The 20,979-nt window shown below is 69.5% G+C and carries 22 protein-coding genes and 1 pseudogene; 5 read left to right on the top strand and 18 right to left on the bottom strand.

Annotated features, from left to right (window positions below; genetic code table 11):
- Positions 1 to 6 precede the first annotated feature (6 nt).
- Positions 7 to 918, bottom strand: coding sequence for a pyridoxal 5'-phosphate synthase lyase subunit PdxS (gene pdxS, locus A9X03_RS10480; protein WP_156670025.1), 912 nt, complete (start codon positions 916 to 918; stop codon positions 7 to 9).
- Between the two features lie 220 nt (positions 919 to 1,138).
- Between pdxS and A9X03_RS10470 the strand changes: the two genes are divergently transcribed.
- The gene (locus A9X03_RS10470; protein WP_082974463.1) at positions 1,139 to 2,221 is read left to right on the top strand and encodes a PPE family protein; all 1,083 of its coding nucleotides are present in this window, start codon (positions 1,139 to 1,141) and stop codon (positions 2,219 to 2,221) included.
- A 15-nt stretch (positions 2,222 to 2,236) separates the two neighbouring features.
- Positions 2,237 to 3,436, top strand: a complete 1,200-nt coding sequence (locus A9X03_RS10465) for a PE-PPE domain-containing protein (protein ID WP_067751745.1) — start codon at positions 2,237 to 2,239, stop codon at positions 3,434 to 3,436.
- A gap of 5 nt (positions 3,437 to 3,441) precedes the next feature.
- Here the strand turns inward: A9X03_RS10465 and A9X03_RS10460 are convergent, their stop codons facing one another.
- Genes A9X03_RS10460 through thrS form a run of 6 tightly spaced genes read right to left on the bottom strand, consistent with a single transcriptional unit; the run spans position 3,442 to position 9,792 of the window.
- The gene (locus A9X03_RS10460; protein ID WP_067779633.1) at positions 3,442 to 4,479 is read right to left on the bottom strand and encodes an NUDIX domain-containing protein; all 1,038 of its coding nucleotides are present in this window, start codon (positions 4,477 to 4,479) and stop codon (positions 3,442 to 3,444) included.
- A complete protein-coding gene (locus tag A9X03_RS10455; RefSeq protein WP_067751739.1) occupies positions 4,479 to 5,603 on the bottom strand; it encodes a glycosyltransferase family 4 protein in 1,125 nt (374 codons plus the stop codon). Before A9X03_RS10455 ends, A9X03_RS10460 begins: the two co-directional genes overlap by 1 nt.
- Complete coding sequence (locus A9X03_RS10450; RefSeq protein WP_067751792.1) at positions 5,603 to 6,532, bottom strand: phosphatidylinositol mannoside acyltransferase; 930 nt, start codon at positions 6,530 to 6,532, stop codon at positions 5,603 to 5,605. Before A9X03_RS10450 ends, A9X03_RS10455 begins: the two co-directional genes overlap by 1 nt.
- An 8-nt stretch (positions 6,533 to 6,540) precedes the next feature.
- Positions 6,541 to 7,173, bottom strand: a complete 633-nt coding sequence (pgsA, locus tag A9X03_RS10445) for a phosphatidylinositol phosphate synthase (protein ID WP_067751736.1) — start codon at positions 7,171 to 7,173, stop codon at positions 6,541 to 6,543.
- Positions 7,170 to 7,745, bottom strand: coding sequence for an HIT domain-containing protein (locus tag A9X03_RS10440; RefSeq protein ID WP_067751732.1), 576 nt, complete (start codon positions 7,743 to 7,745; stop codon positions 7,170 to 7,172). The genes pgsA and A9X03_RS10440 overlap by 4 nt, the downstream gene beginning before the upstream one ends.
- Positions 7,738 to 9,792 (bottom strand): threonine--tRNA ligase, encoded by a 2,055-nt coding sequence (gene thrS, locus A9X03_RS10435; protein ID WP_067751729.1) that lies wholly within the window; start codon positions 9,790 to 9,792, stop codon positions 7,738 to 7,740. The genes A9X03_RS10440 and thrS overlap by 8 nt, the downstream gene beginning before the upstream one ends.
- Before the next feature lie 35 nt (positions 9,793 to 9,827).
- Here thrS and A9X03_RS10430 point away from each other — a divergent pair, with 35 nt between their 5' ends.
- The gene (locus tag A9X03_RS10430) at positions 9,828 to 11,603 is read left to right on the top strand and encodes a sodium:proton antiporter (protein ID WP_067890131.1); all 1,776 of its coding nucleotides are present in this window, start codon (positions 9,828 to 9,830) and stop codon (positions 11,601 to 11,603) included.
- A gap of 46 nt (positions 11,604 to 11,649) precedes the next feature.
- Here A9X03_RS10430 and A9X03_RS10425 read toward each other — a convergent pair.
- The 4 genes and pseudogenes from A9X03_RS10425 to A9X03_RS10410 form a co-directional block, all read right to left on the bottom strand.
- Positions 11,650 to 12,884, bottom strand: a pseudogene (locus A9X03_RS10425) (amidohydrolase).
- A 16-nt stretch (positions 12,885 to 12,900) separates the two neighbouring features.
- Positions 12,901 to 13,626, bottom strand: a complete 726-nt coding sequence (locus tag A9X03_RS10420) for a trimeric intracellular cation channel family protein (RefSeq protein ID WP_156670024.1) — start codon at positions 13,624 to 13,626, stop codon at positions 12,901 to 12,903.
- Between the two features lie 123 nt (positions 13,627 to 13,749).
- Positions 13,750 to 14,373, bottom strand: coding sequence for a PaaI family thioesterase (locus A9X03_RS10415; RefSeq protein WP_067751720.1), 624 nt, complete (start codon positions 14,371 to 14,373; stop codon positions 13,750 to 13,752).
- A gap of 20 nt (positions 14,374 to 14,393) precedes the next feature.
- Positions 14,394 to 15,287 (bottom strand): aldo/keto reductase, encoded by an 894-nt coding sequence (locus tag A9X03_RS10410; RefSeq protein ID WP_067751717.1) that lies wholly within the window; start codon positions 15,285 to 15,287, stop codon positions 14,394 to 14,396.
- Between the two features lie 55 nt (positions 15,288 to 15,342).
- On the opposite strand from A9X03_RS10410, the gene A9X03_RS10405 reads away from it, so the two are divergent.
- Positions 15,343 to 15,843 carry a DUF1990 family protein gene (locus A9X03_RS10405; RefSeq protein ID WP_067751713.1) on the top strand — a complete coding sequence of 167 codons (501 nt, stop codon included), beginning with the start codon at positions 15,343 to 15,345 and terminating at the stop codon, positions 15,841 to 15,843.
- 137 nt (positions 15,844 to 15,980) lie between these two features.
- On the opposite strand, the gene A9X03_RS10400 is transcribed toward A9X03_RS10405, so the two are convergent.
- The 6 genes from A9X03_RS10400 to A9X03_RS10375 all read right to left on the bottom strand — a co-directional run bounded on the left by A9X03_RS10400 (position 15,981) and on the right by A9X03_RS10375 (position 20,158).
- Positions 15,981 to 16,922 carry a nitronate monooxygenase family protein gene (locus A9X03_RS10400; protein ID WP_067751710.1) on the bottom strand — a complete coding sequence of 314 codons (942 nt, stop codon included), beginning with the start codon at positions 16,920 to 16,922 and terminating at the stop codon, positions 15,981 to 15,983.
- A gap of 4 nt (positions 16,923 to 16,926) precedes the next feature.
- A complete protein-coding gene (locus A9X03_RS10395) occupies positions 16,927 to 17,271 on the bottom strand; it encodes a cupin domain-containing protein (protein WP_067751707.1) in 345 nt (114 codons plus the stop codon).
- A 31-nt stretch (positions 17,272 to 17,302) separates the two neighbouring features.
- Positions 17,303 to 17,728 carry a hypothetical protein gene (locus A9X03_RS10390; RefSeq protein WP_067751704.1) on the bottom strand — a complete coding sequence of 142 codons (426 nt, stop codon included), beginning with the start codon at positions 17,726 to 17,728 and terminating at the stop codon, positions 17,303 to 17,305.
- Complete coding sequence (locus tag A9X03_RS10385; protein ID WP_067751701.1) at positions 17,725 to 18,405, bottom strand: metalloregulator ArsR/SmtB family transcription factor; 681 nt, start codon at positions 18,403 to 18,405, stop codon at positions 17,725 to 17,727. Before A9X03_RS10385 ends, A9X03_RS10390 begins: the two co-directional genes overlap by 4 nt.
- A gap of 7 nt (positions 18,406 to 18,412) precedes the next feature.
- Positions 18,413 to 18,769 carry a ferredoxin gene (fdxA, locus tag A9X03_RS10380; protein WP_067751698.1) on the bottom strand — a complete coding sequence of 119 codons (357 nt, stop codon included), beginning with the start codon at positions 18,767 to 18,769 and terminating at the stop codon, positions 18,413 to 18,415.
- 228 nt (positions 18,770 to 18,997) lie between these two features.
- Positions 18,998 to 20,158 carry a site-2 protease family protein gene (locus A9X03_RS10375; protein WP_067751695.1) on the bottom strand — a complete coding sequence of 387 codons (1,161 nt, stop codon included), beginning with the start codon at positions 20,156 to 20,158 and terminating at the stop codon, positions 18,998 to 19,000.
- 261 nt (positions 20,159 to 20,419) lie between these two features.
- Between A9X03_RS10375 and A9X03_RS10370 the strand changes: the two genes are divergently transcribed.
- Entirely contained in the window at positions 20,420 to 20,635 is a 216-nt protein-coding gene (locus A9X03_RS10370; protein WP_197499167.1) for a hypothetical protein, read from the top strand.
- Positions 20,636 to 20,734: 99 nt separating this feature from the next.
- Here A9X03_RS10370 and A9X03_RS10365 read toward each other — a convergent pair.
- Positions 20,735 to 20,979, bottom strand: a 245-nt coding sequence (locus A9X03_RS10365) for a WS/DGAT domain-containing protein (protein WP_156746524.1), incomplete at its 5' end; no start/stop codon positions are given.

The following is a 20,979-nucleotide window of genomic DNA, read 5'->3' as shown; positions in this document are numbered from 1 at the left end:
CCCGGCTTACCAGCCGCGTTCGGCCAGCCGATGGGGCTGCGCGATCTGCTCGACGTTGATGCCCACCATGGCCTCGCCCAGCCCGCGCGACACCTTGGCCAGCACGTCCGGGTCGTCGTAGAAGGTGGTCGCCTTGACGATGGCGGCCGCGCGCTGCGCGGGATCCCCGGACTTGAAGATCCCAGAGCCGACGAACACCCCCTCGGCCCCGAGTTGCATCATCATCGCCGCGTCGGCCGGCGTGGCGATGCCGCCGGCGGTGAACAGGGTGACCGGCAGCTTGCCGGCCCGGGCCACCTCGACCACCAGCTCGTAGGGCGCCCGCAATTCCTTTGCGGCGACGAACAATTCGTCTTCCGACATCGAGGTCAGCCGGCGGATCTCGCCGCCGATGGCCCGCATGTGTGTGGTGGCGTTGGAGACGTCCCCGGTGCCGGCCTCGCCCTTGGACCGGATCATCGCCGCGCCCTCGCTGATGCGCCGCAGCGCCTCGCCCAGGTTGGTCGCGCCGCACACGAACGGCACGGTGAACTTCCACTTGTCGATGTGGTGGGTGTAGTCCGCGGGGGTGAGCACCTCGGATTCGTCGACGTAATCCACGCCGAGGCTCTGCAGGATCTGCGCCTCGACGAAGTGGCCGATGCGCGCCTTGGCCATCACCGGGATGGTCACCGCGGCGATGATGCCCTCGATCATGTCGGGGTCGCTCATCCGCGACACCCCGCCCTGGGCGCGGATGTCGGCGGGCACCCGTTCGAGCGCCATCACGGCGACGGCGCCGGCGGCCTCCGCGATGCGGGCCTGCTCCGGGGTGACGACGTCCATGATGACGCCGCCCTTGAGCATCTCGGCCATGCCGCGTTTGACCCGCGCCGTTCCCGTCTGATTGGCCTGGCTGGACTGTCCGCCGCTCTCCACTAGTTCCCGCTCTCCTTGAACCATCGGGCTTCCACTCTAGTGGTGGGAACAAACCGGTTTTGCCGCCGCTTCCATCAGTCACGCCAAGCGCCTGCGACGCGCGTCACATTGTGTTAAAAATTGCGTCAGCTATTTGCACAACCGCTGCTGCTGGTGCGAATCCCTGGGCGGGCAACCAAGGTCCCACCGGCCGAGGCGGTTGGCCGAGAAGAGGTCTCGGGTGTTGCCGGATTACGTGCTGTTGCCGCCGGAAATCAATTCGGCGCGGATGTACGCGGGGCCCCGCTCGGGGACGATGTGGGCGGCGGCGGCCGCCTGGGACGCGTTGTCCGCCCAGCTGGCGTCGGCCGCGAGTTCCTTCGAATTGACGGTCTCGACCCTGACCGGCGGCCCATGGCAGGGCCCCGCGTCGATGACGATGGCCACGGCCGCCGCCCCGTACGTGCAGTGGCTGACCGCGACGTCGGGGCAGGCCGAGCTGGTGGCCAACCAGACCCGGTTGTCGGCCGCGGCGTTCGAGGTGGCGTTCACCGCGACGGTGCCGCCGGAGGTCATTGCGGCCAACCGGGCGCTGCTGATGTCGCTGATCGCGACCAACATCCTGGGCCAGAACACCGCGGCGATCGCGGCGACCGAAGCGCAGTACGCCGAGATGTGGGCCCAGGACGTGGCCGCGATGACCGCCTACGACGCCAGCATCAAGTCGGCCGAGGCGACGTGGACGCCGTTCAGCAGCCCGCCCCTCACCCTGACCAGCCTGCCCACCCCGACGTTCACCTCCTTCGGCCAGGAACTCCTCCAGACGCTCAGCCAGTCGCTGACCCAGCAACTGATGAACCCGATGACGCAGCTGCAGATGCTTTCCACACCCGCCCAGTTCGCGATGGAACCGATGAACACGGTGATGGGCCAGCTGATGTCCAGCACCAATCCGCTGCTGGGCGGCGCCGGCAGTCTCCCCGCGATGGATCCGGTCCTGGCGTCCACGGCAAGTCCGGGCGCCGGCGGCCCCAGCCCCATCGCCGCCCAGCTCGCCGGGCGCCTCGTCTCGGTGAACGCGGGCCGGGCCGGCTCGATCGGGGCGCTGTCCGTGCCGTCGAGCTGGCCCGGCGCCGCGGCGCCGGCGACCGTCCCGACTCCGGCCGCCGTGGCTCCCGGCACCCCGATCACCCCCATTTCGGCGAGCCCGGCCACCGCGCCGCACCTGCCCTCCCCCGGCATTCCCGGGCGGGCGACGGCCGCCGTCACCCAGTCGATCGCCGGACCGCGCGAAAGTATCGCCGCGCGCCCGGCGCTGAGTTAGCAAGGCGGAGCGACCATGTCGTTCGTGATCACCGACCCCGACGCGATGGCGACGGCCGCCGACGAGTTGCAAGGGCTCGGCTCGTCCCTGCAGGCGACGAACGCGGCCGTGGCCGGACCGACGACGTCGGTGCTGCCGCCGGCCACGGATTCGGTGTCGGTGCGCGTGGCGACGATGCTCGACGCGCACGCCCAGCAGTACCAGGCGTTCAGCGCCCAGGCGGAGTTGTTCCACAACCAGTTCGTACAGACGCTGATCACCGCGAAGGACGCCTACGCCGAAACGGAAGCCACCAACGCCGCCGCCATGCAGTCGACGACGGGGACGCAGAAAATCGCGCTGATCATGGGCGGCACCGGGAATCCGTCGCCGGACCTGAAGTACATGACGTCCATCCAGCAGGCGTATCTCGCCACCAATTACTCCGACTACACCCTGGTGAGTTTGCGCACCCCCGAACAGTTTTGGCCGATCACCGGGCTCGGCAGCGAGACCTTCGGCAAGTCGGTCTATCAGGGCGTGGCGACGCTGAACTCCGCGATCCTGACTCAAACCGCGGCCGGCAATCACGTTGTGGTCGTTGGGTATTCGCAGAGCGCGACGATCGCCAGCCTGGAGATGCGGTACCTGCAGGCCCTGCCTGCCGCCCTACGTCCGAGTCAGGATCTGCTGAACTTCGTCCTGCTCGCCGACCCGAACAATCCGATGGGTGGCATTCTGACGCACTTCATTCCGGGCTTCGGCGCGTTCCACTTCGCCACCCCGCTCACCACGTCGTATGCGACGTCCATCTTCACGCTGCAATACGACGCGATCGCCAACTTCCCGGCGAACTGGTTGTGGCTTCCGTCGGACCTCAACGCCCTGTTCGGCTTCTTCGACCTGCACCACACGATGCCCTTCGTGTCCGCAGCGCAGGTCGCCGGCGCCATCCAGCAACACGTCGGCAATATGAGCTTCTACTTCATGCAGACCGCGCAGTTGCCGCTGCTGGATCCCATCCGGTGGGTCCCCATCCTCGGCAATCCGGTGGCTGATCTGCTGCAGCCGTTCATCAAACCGATCGTCGATTTCGGCTACTACGCGCCCGGGATTCTGCCCGGCCCGGTGAGCATCGCCGGATCCGTCGGCCAGGGCGTCACGTCCGGAATCGCCAGCCCGCTGGTGCTGGGGTTCCCCCCGCTGGCCTCCAACGGCTTGGCGAGCGGCTTCTAGCCGGGTCAGCGAATCGACACCAGCGGGCCCGGCGCCCGGCCGCCGGCCAGCGCGGCCGCGTCGACGAGCAGCTCGCCCAGCTGCCTCGGATACACCGTCTCCCCGGCGGCGGCCAGCCGGGCGATGTCAGCCGCGTCGCACCAGCGGTGGCCGTGAATGTAGCTGCGTTCCAAGTCGGTTCGGCCCGCACCGGACGGTTCGAACCGTTGGGTGCGGTAGACGAAGTAGAACTCTTCGCTGTCGATCAGCGAGCCGTTGAACTCGAAGACCTCGTCGCGCCGCCAGACCGGGCCCACCAGCTCTCCCGGTGCGGCCCTGAGTCCGGTCTCTTCGGCCAGCTCGCGGGCGGCCGCCTCGGCCAACCGCTCACCCCGCTGCACCTCCCCGCCGACGGTGATCCACCACTTCGGCGCGCTGCCGCGGCCGATCGCCGGATCGGAGCCGCGCAGCAGCAGCACCGCACCCGTCTCGTCGAGCAGCACCACGCGCGCCGACGTGCGGTGGCTGACCACCCCGTTGAAGGAGCCGACGTCGCCGTGGGCCAGCGCGTGGGGACGCTCGACGATCTCGAAATAGCTTGGCAGCGCGGCTGTCCCGCCGAGACGAAGGGTCCGCACCAGGAATCGCTCGCGCAGGGCAAGGGTGTCCCGGACCGCGTCGTTGTGGAAGCGGCGGGCCAGTAGCACCCGGGCCTCGGCATCGGCCAACTCGGCGATCAGCCCGGCCGGCAGCGAGGCCGGGTCGACGATCGCCAGCGCGGCCGAGAGCTCGTTCTCGCGCGACTCGCGCTCCTGCCGCGGCGCGGCCTCGGCGGCGTCGGCCAGCGCGGCCAACCGCCTGCCCTCCGAGGCACCGCCGTAGGCGTCGATGGCGACCGCACGGGCCACGACCGCGCGGCGCGCCAGAGCCCCGTCGAGCGCCTGCCATGACAGGTCGTAGCGGACGTGCAACCGGTCCAGGCGGTTGGCCGTCTGGTAGGCCCAGGCGCCCAGGACCGCCAGCAGCCCGACCAATACCGCGACGGCGACGGCGAGCCACGTCATCAGCTCGCCACCTGAACTTTGGCGCCGGTCGCCGCGACCGTCTCGTAGACGCGCATGATCTGGCTGGCCACCACCGACCAGTCGTAGCGCTTTACGGCGGCCGAACCGGCCGCCACATAGCGTTCGCGCAGCACATCGTTTTCTAGCACCGAGATGAGGGCGTCCGCCAGCGCAGCGCCGTCGCCGACCGGCACCAGGCACCCGACTTCGCCGTCGCGCAGCACCCGGCGGAAGGCGTCCAGGTCGCTGGCCACCACCGCGGTGCCCGCGGCCATGGCCTCGACCAGGACGATGCCGAAGCTCTCACCCCCCACGTGGGGCGCGCAGTACACATCGGCGCTGCGCATCGCCGACGCCTTCCCGGCGTCGTCGACCTGGCCGAGAAACCTTATGTGTTTCACCAATTCGCCCGCCTGCCCGCGCAATTCGGCCTCGTCGCCGCGGCCGACGATGAGCAGCTGGACGTCCGGAAAGTGCTGCACCACGCCGGGCAGCGCGTCGAGCAGGACCGACATGCCCTTGCGGGACTCGTCGTAGCGCCCCAGGAACAGCACCGTCTTGCCCGGCCGCGGGTAGCCGTCCAGCGGACGCGCCGAGGCGAAGGAGTCGACGTCGACGCCGTTGGGGATCTCGACCGCGTCGGTGCCCAGCGCCTCCATCTGCCAGCGACGGGCCAAGTCCGACACCGCGATCCGGCCGACGATCTTTTCGTGCATCGGTCGCAGGATGCCCTGAAAGACCGTCAGGGTCAGCGATTTGGTGGTCGAGGTGTGGAACGTCGCGACGATCGGCCCCTCGGCGATGTTCAGGGCCAGCATCGACAGGCTCGGCGCGTTGGGCTCGTGCAGGTGCAGCACGTCGAAATCGCCTTCGGCGAGCCATTTTTTGACCTTGCGATGGGTTGCCGGGCCGAACCGCAGCCGGGCCACCGACCCGTTGTAGGGAATCGGGACGGCCTTGCCGGCGGAGACGACGTAGTCGGGCAGGGCCGCGTGCGGCGAGGCCGGCGCGAGGACGCTCACCTGTTGCCCGCGCTGACGCATCACCTCCGCCAGCTGCAAGACGTGCGACTGGACCCCGCCCGGGACGTCGAACGAGTAGGGGCAGACCATCCCGATGCGCATCAGGTCTCCCTGAGCCGCGCCTGCTTGGCTTCGGACAGGTCGGCCAGCCACTGCGGTTGCAGCATGTGCCAGTCCTCGGGGTGCGCGGCGATGTTCGCTGCGAAACGGTCGGCCAGCGCCTGGGTGATGGCGCCGACGTCGCCGCTGCTGCAGTCCAGTGGCGGGAACACGTGAAACCCCCACCCGTCGCCGTCGAACCAGCAGTGCACCGGAAGCAAGGCCGCCCCGGTCGCGACCGCCAGCTTCGCCGGTCCGGCCGGCATCCGGGTGGCCTCGCCGAAGAAGTCGACCTGCACACCGGTGCGGGTGAGGTCGCGATCGGCCATCAGGCAGACCAGTTGGTTCTCTCGCAGCCGATCGCACAGTACATCGAACGGCGGCCGCTCGCCTCCGGACAGCGGCAGCACCTCGAAGCCGAGGCTCTCGCGATAGCGGAGGAAACGCCGGTACAACGACTCCGGTTCCAGTCTCTCCGCGACGGTGATGAAGGTGCCGCGGGTCTGGGTGAACCACACCCCGGCCATGTCCCAGTTCCCGCTGTGCGGCAACGCGCAGATCGCGCCGCGGCCCGCCGCCAGCGCCGCGTCCAGGTTGCCGGCCCCCCGGAACGCGGCATCGAGTTCGCCGGACAGGGCGCGCAGGTCCATCGACGGCAGGCGAAACGCCTCCCTCCAGTAGCGGGCGTAGGAGGCCAGCGACGCCCGCATCAGGTCGTCGGGCACCTCTGCCGGCGCGACGCCGGTGACGCGGGCCAGGTTCTTGCGCAGCTGCGCCGGGCCGCCACGGCGCGCCGCGTAACGCGCCCCGGTCTCGAACACGGAGCGCGCCGCGAATTCCGGCATCGCCCGCACGGCCATCCAGCCGGCCGCGTACGTCCAATCGCTCGCGGTGCCGGACACCAGCCGCCGCGGCGCGGTGATCAAACCCATCCCCGGGATCACGGCATGCGCTCCGTCGCTCCGGGCGAGGTCCACACCGTGCGCAGCCGCTGCACGCAGGTCACCACGCTCGCCACCGCCAGCAGCCACATGGCCACCGGCAGGGCGGGCGGCCAGGCCACGAACGGGAAGTCCGCCACGCCGGCGCCGACCAGGACGATGATCAACCGTTCCGGGCGTTCGATGATGCCGCCGTCTCCGCGCAACCCGCTGGCCTCGGCCCGCGCCTTGATGTACGAGATGACCTGCGAGGTGACCAGGCAGATCATGGTCGCCACCGCGAGCGGCTTGTCGTGCATGCCGAAGGCCACCCACCACAGCAGGCCGCAGAACACCGCGCCGTCGCTGACGCGGTCGCAGGTGGCGTCCAGCACGGCGCCGAACCGGGTGCCGCCACCGCGCTCGCGGGCCATGGCGCCGTCGAGCATGTCGAACAGCACGAAGAACCACACCACGCAGGCACCGGCGAACAACTTGCCCATCGGGAACAGCGCGAGCGCCCCGGCCACGGACCCCGCGGTGCCCAGCACCGTCACCACGTCCGGGGTCAATCCCATCCGCAGGCACGCTTTGGCGGTCGGCGTGGTGAGCCGCGCGAACGCCGCCCGCGAGAGGAACGGCACCTTGCTCATGACTGGTTAGCCCACTCCGCGGCCAGCAGCCGGCGGGTTTCGCGCAGCAGCTGAGGGATCACCTTCGAGCCGCCGATGATGGTGATGAAGTTCGCGTCGCCGCCCCAACGCGGCACGACGTGCACATGCAGGTGCTCGGCCAGCGACCCACCCGCCGACGTGCCGAGGTTGAGGCCGACGTTGAAGCCGTGCGGCCGCGACACGTTCTTGATCACGCGAATGGCCTTCTGCATGAAGGCCATCAACTCCGCGCTCTCCTCGTCGGTGAGGTCCTCGAGCTCGGACACCCGTCGATACGGCACCACCATCAGGTGCCCCGGGTTGTACGGATAGAGGTTGAGGACCGCGTAGACGAGTTCACCGCGCGCGACCACCAGGCCTTCCTCGTCGGAGAGTTGCGGGATGTCGGTGAACGGCTGCTCGGTCTTGCCCGAAGAGTCGGGGTCGCGCTTCATCGGCGCTTCGGCCAGATAGGTCATCCGGTAGGGCGTCCACAGCCGCTGCAGGTGGTCACTCTCGCCGACGCCGGTGTCCAGGATGGTGTCCTCGGCGCGTTCCTTGGGCTCACTCACCGCCGGTCACCTTCACCAGTTCGGCTGTGGGGGCGGCATTCTCGCGTTCGGCGATCCAGGCCACGATGGCGTCGACGGCACTCTCGCGGGGCACACCGTTGATCTGCGTGCGGTCGCCGAAGCGGAAGCTCACCGCCTTCGCCTGGACGTCGCGGTCACCCGCCAGCAACATGAACGGCACCTTCTGGCCCGTGTGGTGCACGATCTTCTTGGCCATCCGGTCGTCGCTGCTGTCAACCTCCACCCGCACGCCGTGCGACTTCAGCTGCGCCGCAATGCTTTCCAGGTAGGCCACGTGTTCGTCTGCGACGGGAATCCCGACCACCTGAACCGGCGCGAGCCACGCCGGGAACGCCCCCGCGTAGTGCTCGGTGAGGATGCCGAAGAACCGCTCGATCGACCCGAACAGGGCGCGGTGGATCATCACCGGCCGCTGACGGGTCCCGTCCGGGGCCGTGTACTCCAGCTCGAAGCGCTCCGGGAAGTTGAAATCCACCTGGATGGTCGACATCTGCCAGCTGCGGCCCAGCGCGTCGCGGGCCTGCACGGAAATCTTCGGGCCGTAGAACGCCGCGCCGCCCGGGTCGGGAACCAGTTCCAGGCCCGACTCGGCCGCCACCTCCGCCAGTGAGTTGGTGGCCTGCTCCCACATCTCGTCGGAGCCGACGAACTTCTCCGGGTCCTTGGTGGACAGTTCCAGATAGAAGTCCTCCAGGCCGTAGTCGCCGAGCAGCTCGAGCACGAACCGCAGCAGCGACGCCAGTTCACCGTGCAACTGGTCGCGCGTGCAGAAGATGTGCGAGTCGTCCATGGTGAATCCGCGCGCCCGGGTCAGCCCGTGCACCACGCCGGACTTCTCATAGCGGTAGACGGTGCCGAACTCGAAGAGCCGCAACGGCAGTTCGCGATACGACCGGCCCCGGGACCGGAAGATCAGCGTGTGCATGGGGCAGTTCATCGGCTTGAGGTAGTAGTCCTGCCCGGGCTTGCGCACCGTTCCGTCGTCGTTCAATTCGGCGTCGAGGTGCATGGGCGGGAACATCCCGTCGGCGTACCAGTCCAGGTGGCCCGAGGTGTGGAACAGCTGCGCCTTGGTGATGTGCGGGGTGTTGACGAATTCGTACCCGGCCTCGATGTGCTTGCGTCGCGAGTACTCCTCCAGCTCCCTGCGCACCACCCCGCCTTTGGGGTGGAAAACCGCCAGCCCCGAACCGATTTCGTCGGGGAAGCTGAACAGATCCAGCTCGGTCCCCAGCTTGCGGTGGTCGCGCCGCTGGGCTTCGGCGAGCAGCTCGAGGTGGCGGTCCAACGCCTCCTGCGACTCCCACGCGGTGCCGTAGATGCGCTGCAGGCTCGCGTTCTTCTGGTCCCCGCGCCAATACGCGGCGGAGCTGCGGGTCAGCTTGAACGCCGGGATGTGCTTGGTGGTCGGGATGTGCGGCCCCCGGCACAGGTCGCCCCAAACCCGTTCCCGGCTGCGGGGATTGAGGTTGTCATAGGCGGTGAGCTCGTCGCCGCCGACCTCCATGATGTCGGGATCGCCGGACTTGTCGTCGACCAGTTCCAGCTTGTAGGGCTCGTTGGCCAACTCGGAGCGTGCCTGGTCCTTGGACTCGTAGACGCGCCGCTCGAACAGCTGCCCCTCCTTGACGATCTGGCGCATCCGCTTTTCCAGCGCCGCCAGATCCTCCGGCGTGAACGGCTCGGCCACGTCGAAGTCGTAGTAGAAGCCGTCGGTGATGGGCGGCCCGATTCCGAGCTTCGCGTGCGGGAACATGCCCTGAACCGCCTGGGCGAGCACGTGCGCGGCCGAATGCCGGATGACGCTGCGCCCCTCGTCGGTGTCGGCCGCCACCGGCACCACCTCGGTATCGGAGTCGGGCACCCAGCTCAGGTCGCGCAGCTTTCCGTCCGCGTCGCGGACCACGACGATCGCGTCGGGCGCCCCGCGGCCCGGCAGCCCCGCCTCCCGCACCGCGGCCGCGGCGGTGGTCCCGGCGGGCACCCGGATCGGGGCTGCTGGGGACGGGTTTGCGGGGGCGCTCATCGCGTGGGTTCTCCTAGGTCGGTGGGTCGACGACCATGCTATCGGGGCGCCCCGCGGCCAAGCAGGGCCGTCGAGCAGTGCGGCAACGTCGCGCGGCGACGACGCCCGCAGCAAATTGTCGGCAGAATGGGACCGTGGGGGCGCAGACGGCTTTGGCATTGCTGCTCGCCGCCGTCGGCGCCATCGTGGTGATGAACTGGGTCAGCGACCGCACCGGACTCCCCAGCGCGGGCCTGCTCACCCTCGTCGGCATCGGTTACGGGTTGCTGCCCGGGCCGAATGTCGGCCTGCGGCCCGACATCGTGATGACCTGCATATTGCCGCCTTTGCTCTACAACGCGGCGCTGGAGTCGTCGCTGGTCGGGATACGCCGCAACTTGCGCACGGTCATCAGCCTGTCGGTCATCCTCGTTCTGCTGACCGCGGCATCGGTCGGCGCCGCCTTCGCCCTGCTGGTCACCGGTGCGACGCTCGCGGCGGGTGCGGTGCTGGGCGCGGCGGTGGCACCCACCGACCCCGTGGCCGCGCTCGCGGTCGCCCGCAAGGTCGGCCTGCCGCTCAACATCGTCACCCTCATCGAAGGTGAGGGGCTGCTCAACGACGCGACGGCCCTCACCACCTTGTCGGTGGCCATCACCGTGGCCAGGGGTGCGGACTTCTCGTTCCCGTTCGCGATCCGGGAGTTCGCCCTGGCCGCCGTGGGAGGCCTGGCGATCGGGCTGGTGTTCGCTTGGTGCCGCCGCCTGTTGCGGCGGGTGCCGCACGATGTGATGACGGCCAACGCGATCTCGCTGGCCACACCGTTCCTGGCCTATCTGGCGGCCGAGAAGGTGCACGCGTCGGGTGTGCTGGCGGTTGTGGTGTGCGGGTTGGTCGTCGGGCACGACTCGCCGCGGTCGGAGTCCGGGGCGAGCCGGTTGCAGACCCGGGCCGTGTGGCGGTTGGCCAACTTCCTCCTCGAGGGCCTCGTTTTCCTGCTGATCGGTCAGCAGTTCCCGGCCATCCTCGACGGCCTGCGCGGCTACCCGGTGTCGACCATCGTCGTGGCGACCACCGTGACCACCGCGGCGGTGCTGCTGGTGCGGCCGCTGTGGCTGATGCTCACGCAGTCACTGCCCCGGTCACTGCACACCAGGCTCGGGAACGTCACGGGGACCGCCGACGATGACGACGACCATGACGAGCCGGCCCAAGCCCCTCCCCGGCGCGACCGCAACGCCGAGAGACTCAGTGGCCGTGAGATTTTCGTACTGAGCTGGGCCGGCACCCGAGGCGTCGTCAGCCTCGCCGCGATCTTCGCCGTGCCCTTCGCCACCGACAGCGGCGCACGGTTTCCCGTCCGGGATCTGTTGCTGTTCTGCACGTTGGTGGTCGTGCTGGTGACGCTGATCGGGCAGGGCAGCACTTTCGGGCCGGTCGTGCGTGCCCTCGGCGTTCACGCGAAGGCCGTGGACGAAGTGCGCCTGCGTAATCGGGCGCGCACGGCCGCCGTGCGCGCCGCCCTCGAGACCCTCGACGAGCTGGGTCACAAAAGCGAAGCGGACGCCAGGGCGATCGACGTTGTGCGAAGGCAGTTGCGCGCCCGGCTCGAGCGGTATCAACGTCGGCTCGATCTGCTGTCGGATTCCGACGACGTACCGAACTATCCCGAATACGAGGCGGCCGTCGCGATCCGGCGGGTGGCCATCGATGCCGAGCGCGACGAACTCGTGCGCTGGCGTGACGCGGGCATGCTGCCCGATCGGAGCCTTCGGGTGCTCGAACGCGAACTCGATCACGAAGAGGTGACGTTGCCGACCACCCGGCTCTGAGACCGGCGCGGCCGGTGAAGATCCCAATGCGGTTGCCGCCCAACGGTTATGACGGCGCAAGCCAAACCAGCGCGGCGACCGTCAGCGCCTGGGTCCCGGTGTCGAGGGTGGGCTGGATAACCGGCGCGAACGCGGGCGAATGGTTGACCGGGATGTCCTCGCTGGCGCGACCCGCGCTCACCGCCTGGTGATAGGTGTCGGGATCGGCGCCGCCGATACCCCAATAGCAGTAGGGCGTCCCCAGCGCCGTCGGAATGTCGCTGAAGTCCTCGCTCGCGGCCTGAAGCGGCAGCTCGCATGATCGCTCGCGGAAGAAATCGTCGAACGCGGCCCGCACCCGCTCGGTGACCGTGGAATCGTTGACCGTCGCCGGATAGTGATCGAAAAGCTCGAAGTCGGGATCCATCGGGGATCCGGACGCCTGGCATTCGGCGGTCACGATGCGCCGGATCGCATCCAGGACCCTGCCGCGGGTCTGCTCGCTGAAGGCGCGCAGGTTCAGCTCCAGCACGGCGTGGTCGCCGATGATGTTGCTCTTGGTTCCCGCCTCGATCCGGCCGATGGTCAGCACGGCCGAATCGGTCGGCGCGACCTCGCGGGAGACTACGGTCTGCAGCCGGATCACGATCATGGCGGCGAGCACCACCGGATCGACGGTGGCCTGGGGCATCGAGCCGTGGCCGCCGCGGCCATACACGGTGATCCGCATGCTGTCCGCGGTGGAGAGGACGGGCCCGGGTCGTGTGCCCACCCGACCGGCCGGAAAAGGCAGGACGTGCTGGGCGAGGGCGACGTCGACACGGCCGACCAGCGTTGCGAGATCGTCGTCGAGCATGGCGCGGGCGCCGTCACCGACCTCCTCGGCGGGAACAAGGCGATCACGGTGCCCTTCCACTCACCGCGGGCACCGGCCAGCAGCGCGGCCGCCCCGAGCAGGCAGGTCACGTGCACGTCGTGGCCGCAGGCGTGCATCACCGATACCCGGTTGCCGTCCGCATCGGTGGCGGTGGCGGTGCTGGCATACGGGAGGCCGGTGTCTTCCTTGACGGGCAGCGCATCCATGTCGGCCCGCAACAACACGGCCGGGCCGTCGCCATTGCGCAGAATCCCGACGACGCCGGTGCCGCCGATGCCGTCGTGCACGTCGTAGCCGAAGCCACCCAGCCGCCGGGCCACGGCCGCAGCGGTCTCGCGCTCCTGGTGTGACAGCTCCGGGTGTTGGTGCAGATTGCGGTAGAACTCCTCCTGCCAGGCACGGGCGTCACGCAGCCCCGCGAGCACCCGCGTGAACACCGAGTTAGCGGCTGTCCCCATCGTTGAGGCCCTCCTCCGTCTGGTGGTCCCGGGGCGCCGGCGGGCGGGAGCGCCGCCGCGAGAAAAGCGTCGGCGGCGACCAGGCACCCACGGCGGGCAACATCCAGCCACGCCACTGAGCAAGCCAGCACAGCACCGTCCCGGTCAGTGTGCCCACCAACAGCCCGGGGGTTGGGTGGTCGCGGTAGTTGAAGAGCACGAGCACGCCGCTCGCCGCGAGGGCGCAGGTGGCGTACAGGGTGTTTCCGCCGAAGATCCCCGGGACGCGACGCATCACGATGTCCCGCGTCGCTCCGCCGCCGACCGCGGAGATCGTGCCCAGCAGCAGCGCCGCCAGCCAGCCGAGCCCCACGGCCAGCGTCTTGTGCGCACCGGTTGCCGCCCAACATCCCAATGCCAGCGCGTCCACGATCGGCCATACCCAGTTCCACACCCGGCCCTCGACCCGGAAGGCGAACGCGAACGCCGCCCCGGCGAGGGCGGTCAGCAGATAGGCGTAGTCGGTGAGCGCGACCGGGGTGCCACGCTGCAGCAGAGTGTCGCGGAGCATGCCACCCCCCAGACCCGACAACACGGCGAGGGCCGCGAACCCGACGGGGTCCAGCTTCTCCTTCCGCGCGATCACGCCGGCCAGCAGGGCGTTGCCGAACACCCCGGTCAGGTCGACCGCACGGAACAGGTCCGCCATTGTCAGGCCGGCGGGCGTCACACCGAAACCCCTTTCCCCGGCCGGGCCGGGTATCCGCGCAGACCGGGCCGACGCACCTGGGCGCACGACCACCGGGTCTCACCGAAATTGCTGCGGTGCAACGGTGTTCGATGCAACATCGCGCTAGGGTTGGCCGGGTTTGAGCCGCACGAACAGGGCGTCGGCTTCGGTCAGCAGCGTGTCGCCGTCGGTCAGCCGGCCGGAGACGAAGATCTTGCGCCCGTCCACCCGGTCGACGCCGGCGTCAAACTGCAGCTCCTTTTCGATGGGCACGATGTTGCGGTAGTCGATCTTGAGGTAGGCCGTGCGCTGGCGCCGGCTCCCGGTGAGCAGAACCGCCGTCAGGCCGAGGACGGTGTCGAACAGCATGCCGAGCGAACCGCCGTGCACCGCGCCGTTGCGCCCCAGATGGAACCGGGCGAAACGCGCCCAGCCGTGCACGCGGCCGTCGTCACCCCTGCGGGCGGACATGGGAACCGTCAGGACGTTGCCGCGCATCGGCAGGTCCATGCGGCGGCCCGAGGGCGCCGCCCACTCGTCGGCGTCGTACGGGGCGAGCAACTCCGAGAGCTTCTCCAGCTGGTTCGCCGCCTCGGTGATCACCTGGTCGGGGGCGTCGACGGCGCGAGCGTGGTCCTGCAGCTTGCGCACGGCCTCGATGAACCGGCCGTAGTCGGGACCGCCCTTGGTCGTCGGTTCGGGCGGGTTGAACCCGCCGCCAGAGTGCCTGGCCTGTCCGCTACTCACCCGGACACCGTATCCGGTGGTCAGACGGTGTTCTGACCTCCCGCGGTCGACAGCGCCTCGAACTCGTCGTCGCTCAGCTCGATCTGGGCGGCGGCGACGTTCTCCTCCAGGTGCGCCACCTTGGACGTGCCCGGGATCGGCAGCATCACCGGCGACCGTTTCAGCAGCCAGGCCAGCGCCAGTTGGGACGCGCTCGCGTGGTGCTCGCCGGCGATGCGTTGCAGCGGGCCGTCGGGGGCGGCCAGCGGCCCGGCCGCCAGCGGGAACCACGGGATGAAGCCGATGCCCTGGCTGGTCGCGGCGTCCAGCAGCGGTTCGGCCCCGCGGGCGGACAGGTTGTACATGTTCTGCACCGAGACGATCTCGGTGATCCGCTGGGCCTCGGTGAGCTGATCGACGTTGACCTCGGACAGGCCGATGTGGCGGATCTTGCCCTCGTTCTTCAGCGCCAGCAGCTCGCCCACCTGGTCGGCCAGCGGAAAGTCACGGTCGATGCGGTGCAGCTGGAACAGGTCGATCGTGTCGACGCCCAGGCGGCGCAGGCTCATCTCGCATTCCTGGCGCAGATAGCTCGGGTTGCCCAGTGGGATCCAGACGTCGGGGCCGGTGCGCAGCAGACCCGCCTTGGTCGCGATGACCAAGCCGTCGTAGGGATGCAGCGCCTCGCGAATGATCTCCTCGGCGATGTACGGGCCATACGAGTCGGCGGTGTCGATGAAGTTCACGCCGAGTTCGACGGCGCGCCGCAGCACGCGGACCGCTTCGTCGCGGTCGGCGGGCGGGCCCCAGACGCCCTTGCCGGTCAGGCGCATGGCACCGAAGCCGAGCCGGTTGATGGTCAGGTCGCCGCCGAGTGTGAACGTTCCGGACGCTTGGCTTTTTGGTGCAACGGTTTCGGAGTTTTGTGCAGTCACTTTTACGACCGTACGCCGTAAATGTGGCCCCATCTCGGCGTGGCAAGCTGGACGGGTGGACTTGGGAGCGCTCGAGGAACTGCCGTTGACCTACCCCGAGGTGGGGGCGACCGCATCCGGCAATTTGCCCGCCGGATACGGCCACCTGCACACGGAGAAGCAGATCGGCACCGGGCAGCAGCGCTTCGAACGCGCCGCCGACGCCGTCATGCGCTGGGGCATGCAGCACGGCGCCGGCCTGCGGGTGCGGGCCAGCTCTGAGGTTGCCGAGGTCGGCACGGTCGTGGTGGTGCGCATGGGTTTTCTGCCCGCGCCATGCCGGGTGGTGTACGTCATCGACGAGCCCGACATCCGCGGATTCGCCTACGGCACACTGCCCGGACATCCGGAGTCAGGCGAGGAACGGTTCGTCGTCCGGCGGGACCCCGCGACCTCCGCGGTGTTCGCGGAGGTAACGGCGTTCTCGCGGCCGGCGACCTGGTGGAGCAAGGCCGCCAGGCCCGTGGTGTCGGTGGCTCAGCGCCTCATCGCCAAGCGCTATCTGCGTGGGGTCTGAGCCGGCAGCGCCGGCGTCCGCCGCCGAGTGTCACGCGAGCGTGTCTCCCGCCGCCGAGCGTCAGGCCAGCGTGGCTCCCGCCGTCGAGCCGGGGCTCCGCCCGCTTGCGGGGGACACGCCAGCGTCGCGGGTGGACGCTAGGAACCCCAGCGAGCCAGCAAACACTCTGCGCCCGAACACATTTCGTCGATCACCTCGGCCACCGACGCGTCGTCGCGGATCATCCCGACGCCCTGACCGGCGTCCACCGGGGCGACCCGGCGGTCGTCGGCGGCGATCGAGGCCTCGAGTTCGTCGCAGGCCTGCGGGTTGAGCGCGTCCTCCTTGCCGGTCCAGCGCTCGACGAAGTCGTTGGTCAACACCCGCGACGGGAACCGCGCGGGCCACGGCCGCGCCTGGGCGACGTCGAAGGCCCGGGTGACCGCGGTGTCGGTGGCCCGGGCCGCGATCAGCGCACGGCGGCTGCCGTCACCGGAGAGCGCCTCCGGACACGCGGCCAGGCGGGTGCCCACCCACGCCCCGCTCGCCCCGGCGGCCAGCACGGCGGCCAGGCTGCGCGCCGACGCCACGCCGCCCCCCGCGAGGACAGGCACCGAGACGGCGTCCAACACGGTGTCCAGCAACGGCAGCGTCGCCAGCGTCGTCTCACCGTGCCCGCCGCCCTCCGATCCGCGGGCCACCAGGATGTCGACGCCCGCGTCGGCCGCCTGGAGAGCGCCGAGGCCGTCGTAAACCTGTGTGGCGGTGGGGATTCCGGCGTCGTGCGCCTTCGCGACCCACGACCAGTCGGTCCCGAAACTGACCGACAGCAGGGCCGGACGCGCCGCCAGGGCATCCTCGAACAGGCCCGCCTCGGTACGCATCACCCAATCGACCAGGCCGATGCCGAACGTCCCACGCACGTGCTGCAGCTGGGTTTTCAGCAGTTCCCTCGTCGCCACGCTGCCCATGCCGACCATGCCCAGGCCGCCGGCCGCCGTGACCGCCGCGGCCAGCCGGCCCCCGGCGACCCCGCCCATCGGCGCGTTGACGATCGGTACCCGCAGCCCGAATTCCCTTGACCAGGGCGTCGAAAGCATGCGGCTAGTGAGCCGACGGCAGGGTCTTGAGCACCGTCAGCATGACCACCGAATCCTCGACCGCGCGCAGGGCGTGCCGCTCCGCCGGGATCGCGACGTAGTCGCCGGTTTTGCCTTCCCAAGCGTCATCACCGGCTGTCAGGCGCACGTGGCCCTGCAGCACCTGCAGCGTCGCCTCGCCGGGGCTGTCGTGTTCGGAAAGTTCATGCCCGCCAAGCAAAGCCAGCACAGTCTGCCGGAGCTCGTGGGTGTGGCCCCCATGGATGGTGTGGGCGGCCCGGCCGCTGTGGGTTTCCTTGGCCTCGGCCAGCTTTTCGGACGCGAGGCTGGTCAACGAAATCGATTCCATAGCTGAGTCCTTTGTGGTTGAGCGGACGCGATCACCCCGTCAGTAGCAGTATCCCCGCCGCGACAAGCGCGGCCACCTTGACCACCTCGAAGCCGACGTAGCCGTAGTGGGCCCGCGAGCGCGGCCCTTCGGACCCGGCGAGCACGCTGTCGGAGCGGCGCGTCAAACGGGGGCGCACGGCGATCAGCTGCAGGGCAAGCGCTCCCACCGCGACGAAAGCCGCCGCGGCGACACCCGCCGGCGTCGGGCCCGCGACCACGATCGCCGACAGCACAAGCGCGAAACAGACCTCGACGGTATTGAGGGCACGAAACACCAGCCGCCCGATGCCGAGCCCGACCTGCAACGTCACATTCGGTGCGCGGAACTTCAGCGGGGCCTCCAGGAACGAGATCGCCAGCACCATGCCGAGCCACACGAAGGTCACCGCGACGGCCACCGCGTGGCCGGTGCTCACTTGGCGGCCTTCTGCGGCTTCAGGTGCGCCAGGCAGAGATCGGGCTCGACGAACGCCTCGAGCCGGTCGACCGAGACGGGCGCGCCCCAGGTCTCCATGGCGCCCTGCATGAGGCCGAGGTGCACCGGACAGACGACGGTCGTCCGGTTCTCGGCCAGTTCCAGGAACGGGCAGTGCCGCAGCCCGACCTGTTGCTCCCCGTCGGCCGCCCGGCGCTCGGGCGCGAAGCCGAGTTCGTCGAGCATGTTGACCAGGTGGTCGATCGCGTCGTCGGCGCTGGGGGGATTCATCGGAACCGACTGCAGGCTGGCATCGAGCTTTCTCCCCCAGGCCCGCCCCGCGGCCACCGCCTTGGCGCCGGCGTCGGGCTCACCGGCGAACGCCGTGGCAAGCACCTCGGCGAGCAGGCGATAGTGCCGCGTCCCGCCGCGGTCCATCTGGCGGACCGCACGGAACATCAACGGTGGGCGGCCCGGCCCCTTGCGGTCCAGCTCGACGTGCTCGACCTGCCCGTCGCCGACCAGGCTGTCCAGGTGGAATCGGACGGTATTGGGGTGCACGCCCAGCACGTCGGCGATCGCGGCGATGCTCATGGGGTCGGGCGACGTCCGCAGCACCCGCAGCACCTCGCGGCGGCGGCTGGCGGACTCCCCGACCGACGTGCGCGGCACATTCACGGGTCCCTCACGCTCCTTCCGCTTGGTCGGCCCTCGGGTGAGCGGCCACCAAAGGCGTGTCTACACCGAGCGGACCCAACTTGGCCGCCCCACCCGGTGACCCGAGGGGGGCGTCTCGCCCCGGCAGCGTTTCGGTGAAGAACGCTTCATTGTCGGCCAGGTGCGGTTTGAGCTCGCCAGGCAGGTCGTCTTCGTAGTAAATGGCGTCTACGGGGCACACCGGCTCGCACGCTCCGCAATCCACGCATTCGTCGGGATGAATGTAGAGCGCCCGGCCACCTTCGTAGATACAGTCAACGGGGCACTCGTCCACACAGGCGCGGTCCAACACATCGATGCACGGGTTTCCGATCACGTACGTCATGCCCGACAGTTTACACAATAGTACTTGTAAAAACGAGGCAATTGGGAGCACCGGCCGGGGTTCATTTGGAAGACCCTGTGCGACAGGCTTTCTGATGGTCAAGCCGCCGACCGTCGCTCGGCTTCCCGAGGCGGACCGCGGCGGCGACCCGGTGGCGCGCATCTGGCCGCGGGCCCGGCCCGGCGAAGGCCACCGGCGCCCATAAACCCCGATGTCGAGCGCCTTCGTTTAAATGCTCTGAGCCGAAGCGGGTTTCGCGCCTTCCGGGTGGGCGAGCCGGTAGACCTCGATGAGCCGGGCCACATCGGTCGGTGTCACGATGCCGACGACCTGGCCGGCGTCGAAAACCAGGGCGCGGCTGCGCGGGCCGGCGGGGGCCATCCGCTCCAGCAGGGTGGTCAGCGGCTCCTGCGGTGCGCCGGAGGGCACCTCCTGCAGCGGCTGCGCGATCTCCGCCACGGTGGCGGTGGCGCGCCGCTCGGGTGCGACATCACGCAACTGCCGCAAGGTGATCAGACCCGAAATGGTCCCGCTCTGGTCGACGACGGGGTATGCGGAGTGCCGGTCGCCGAGCACATAGCGCTGGACGAAATCGTCGACGGTGATCCACCCGGGAGCGGTGTGCGGGCGGGCGGTCATCGCGTCGGCGACGCGCACTCCGGCAAACATCTGCTGGGTCGCAATCCGCGTCTCCTCTTCGCGGCTGGCGGCGAAGATGAACCAGCCGATGAACGCGAGCCAGACCCCACCCACCACACCGCCGAGCAGAAATTCGGCCAGCCCCAGCCCGATCAGGATGAAGGCGACCACCCGCCCGGCGTGGGCGGCGCCGATGCTTGCGCGGACGCTGTCGCCGTGGCGGCGCCAGAGGACGGCCCGCAAAACCCGGCCACCGTCCAACGGTGCGCCGGGCAGCAGATTGAACAGGCCCAGCAGCAGGTTGATGCCGGCCAACCAGGAGGCGACGCCGACCGCGATCGGCGCGGCGCCCACCTCCGGCAGGACAGCGACCAGGCCGCCGAAGACGGCGGCCAGCGCGAGGCTGGTGGCCGGCCCGGCGATCGCGATCCGGAACGCCGCCGTCGGCGTCTTCGCCTCACCGCCAAGGGTGGTGACTCCGCCGAACAGCCAGAGCGTCACGCTGCCCACGGGGACCCCCGCGCGGCGGGCGACGACGGCATGCGCGAGCTCGTGCGCCACCAGCGACGCCAACAGCACCAGCGCGCCGCACGCCCCGGCGACCCAGTAGGCGACGGGCGAATACCCTTTGACGCTGCCGGGCAGCATGCTGGCCAGGCTCCAGGTGAACAACCACAGGATCACCAGCACGCTCCAGTGGACCTTCACCGGGAAGCCGGCGATCCGCCCGATTGGGATCGCGTCGCGCACCTCGAACCTCCAAAGTCGTTGAGGGAAGCGGCCCGACTGCCGCCTCGTGTCCGAAAGTAGTGCGACGCGACTGTTACCACTAGGGCCGTTGGACCCCGGCGAACGCCGATCAAGCCGCCGGACGGCGGGGGCGGTGATGACTTTGGGCCCGATCCGCAATCTCCGCGTGACGGACTACCGGCGCCGTGTCACGTAATTTGGCATGCGGTTCCGGCTGAACAAAGGAGCATCGCGGGTATGGGTGGTATCCCACCGTTGTTGTTGACGGACTCTGACGTGGACGCCCTGGCTTGCGAGTTCCTTCAGTCGCGGTATCTCGGCCCGATCTACGCCGACTGGTCCCCCGATCGACGCCTCGACACGTTCCTGCGCCGCCGCGGCCTGTCTCGCGTAGCCGATGACGGCGACCTGTCCAACACCGTCTTGGAGCGCATCCTGGGCCAGGTCGGTCGGGCCCCCCGGCTGGCGCGCCATTAAACTTGCGGCGCAAGCAAATCGGGACGATTCGGACCACATCGACGCTCCGCCGATTCCCGCCACGACGGTCACACCGTTGCTCCCGCTCACGCCCCGCGGTCAGCCCACAGCGAGAGCGTCCTCCAGCTCGGCCAGGCACTCCTCGGTCAGCGGGATGAAGTTCTCGATGTCGGGTACCACGTCACGACCCGCGGCGTAGCCGAATCCGACCCGGTCGGCGTACAAGCACGTCGTGATGTTGAGTGCGTGACCGTCGTAGACCGTCGACACCGGATACAATCTGCCGATCTCACATGTCCGCGGACCGGCGGCCGAAATGTATTGGAACGGCGCGCGAATCGAGG

It is taken from the genome of Mycobacterium sp. E1715 (genome assembly GCF_001667625.1).
In the GTDB taxonomy this organism is placed as follows: Bacteria; Actinomycetota; Actinomycetes; order Mycobacteriales; family Mycobacteriaceae; genus Mycobacterium.
The sequence above is the reverse complement of the archived record's forward strand: the minus strand, read 5'-3'. Positions and strand labels throughout refer to the sequence as shown.

Excerpts from the sequence above, each read along its gene's own strand:
- A9X03_RS10465 (WP_067751745.1), top strand. The coding sequence starts at position 2,237 with ATGTCGTTCGTGATCACCGACCCCGACGCGATGGCGACGGCCGCCGAC.
- A9X03_RS10460 (WP_067779633.1), bottom strand. The coding sequence starts at position 4,479 with ATGACGTGGCTCGCCGTCGCCGTCGCGGTATTGGTCGGGCTGCTGGCG.
- A9X03_RS10455 (WP_067751739.1), bottom strand. The coding sequence starts at position 5,603 with ATGCGCATCGGGATGGTCTGCCCCTACTCGTTCGACGTCCCGGGCGGG.
- A9X03_RS10450 (WP_067751792.1), bottom strand. The coding sequence starts at position 6,532 with ATGGGTTTGATCACCGCGCCGCGGCGGCTGGTGTCCGGCACCGCGAGC.
- pgsA (WP_067751736.1), bottom strand. The coding sequence starts at position 7,173 with ATGAGCAAGGTGCCGTTCCTCTCGCGGGCGGCGTTCGCGCGGCTCACC.
- thrS (WP_067751729.1), bottom strand. The coding sequence starts at position 9,792 with ATGAGCGCCCCCGCAAACCCGTCCCCAGCAGCCCCGATCCGGGTGCCC.
- A9X03_RS10430 (WP_067890131.1), top strand. The coding sequence starts at position 9,828 with ATGCTATCGGGGCGCCCCGCGGCCAAGCAGGGCCGTCGAGCAGTGCGG.
- A9X03_RS10400 (WP_067751710.1), bottom strand. The coding sequence starts at position 16,922 with ATGCTTTCGACGCCCTGGTCAAGGGAATTCGGGCTGCGGGTACCGATC.
- A9X03_RS10395 (WP_067751707.1), bottom strand. The coding sequence starts at position 17,271 with ATGGAATCGATTTCGTTGACCAGCCTCGCGTCCGAAAAGCTGGCCGAG.
- fdxA (WP_067751698.1), bottom strand. The coding sequence starts at position 18,769 with ATGACGTACGTGATCGGAAACCCGTGCATCGATGTGTTGGACCGCGCC.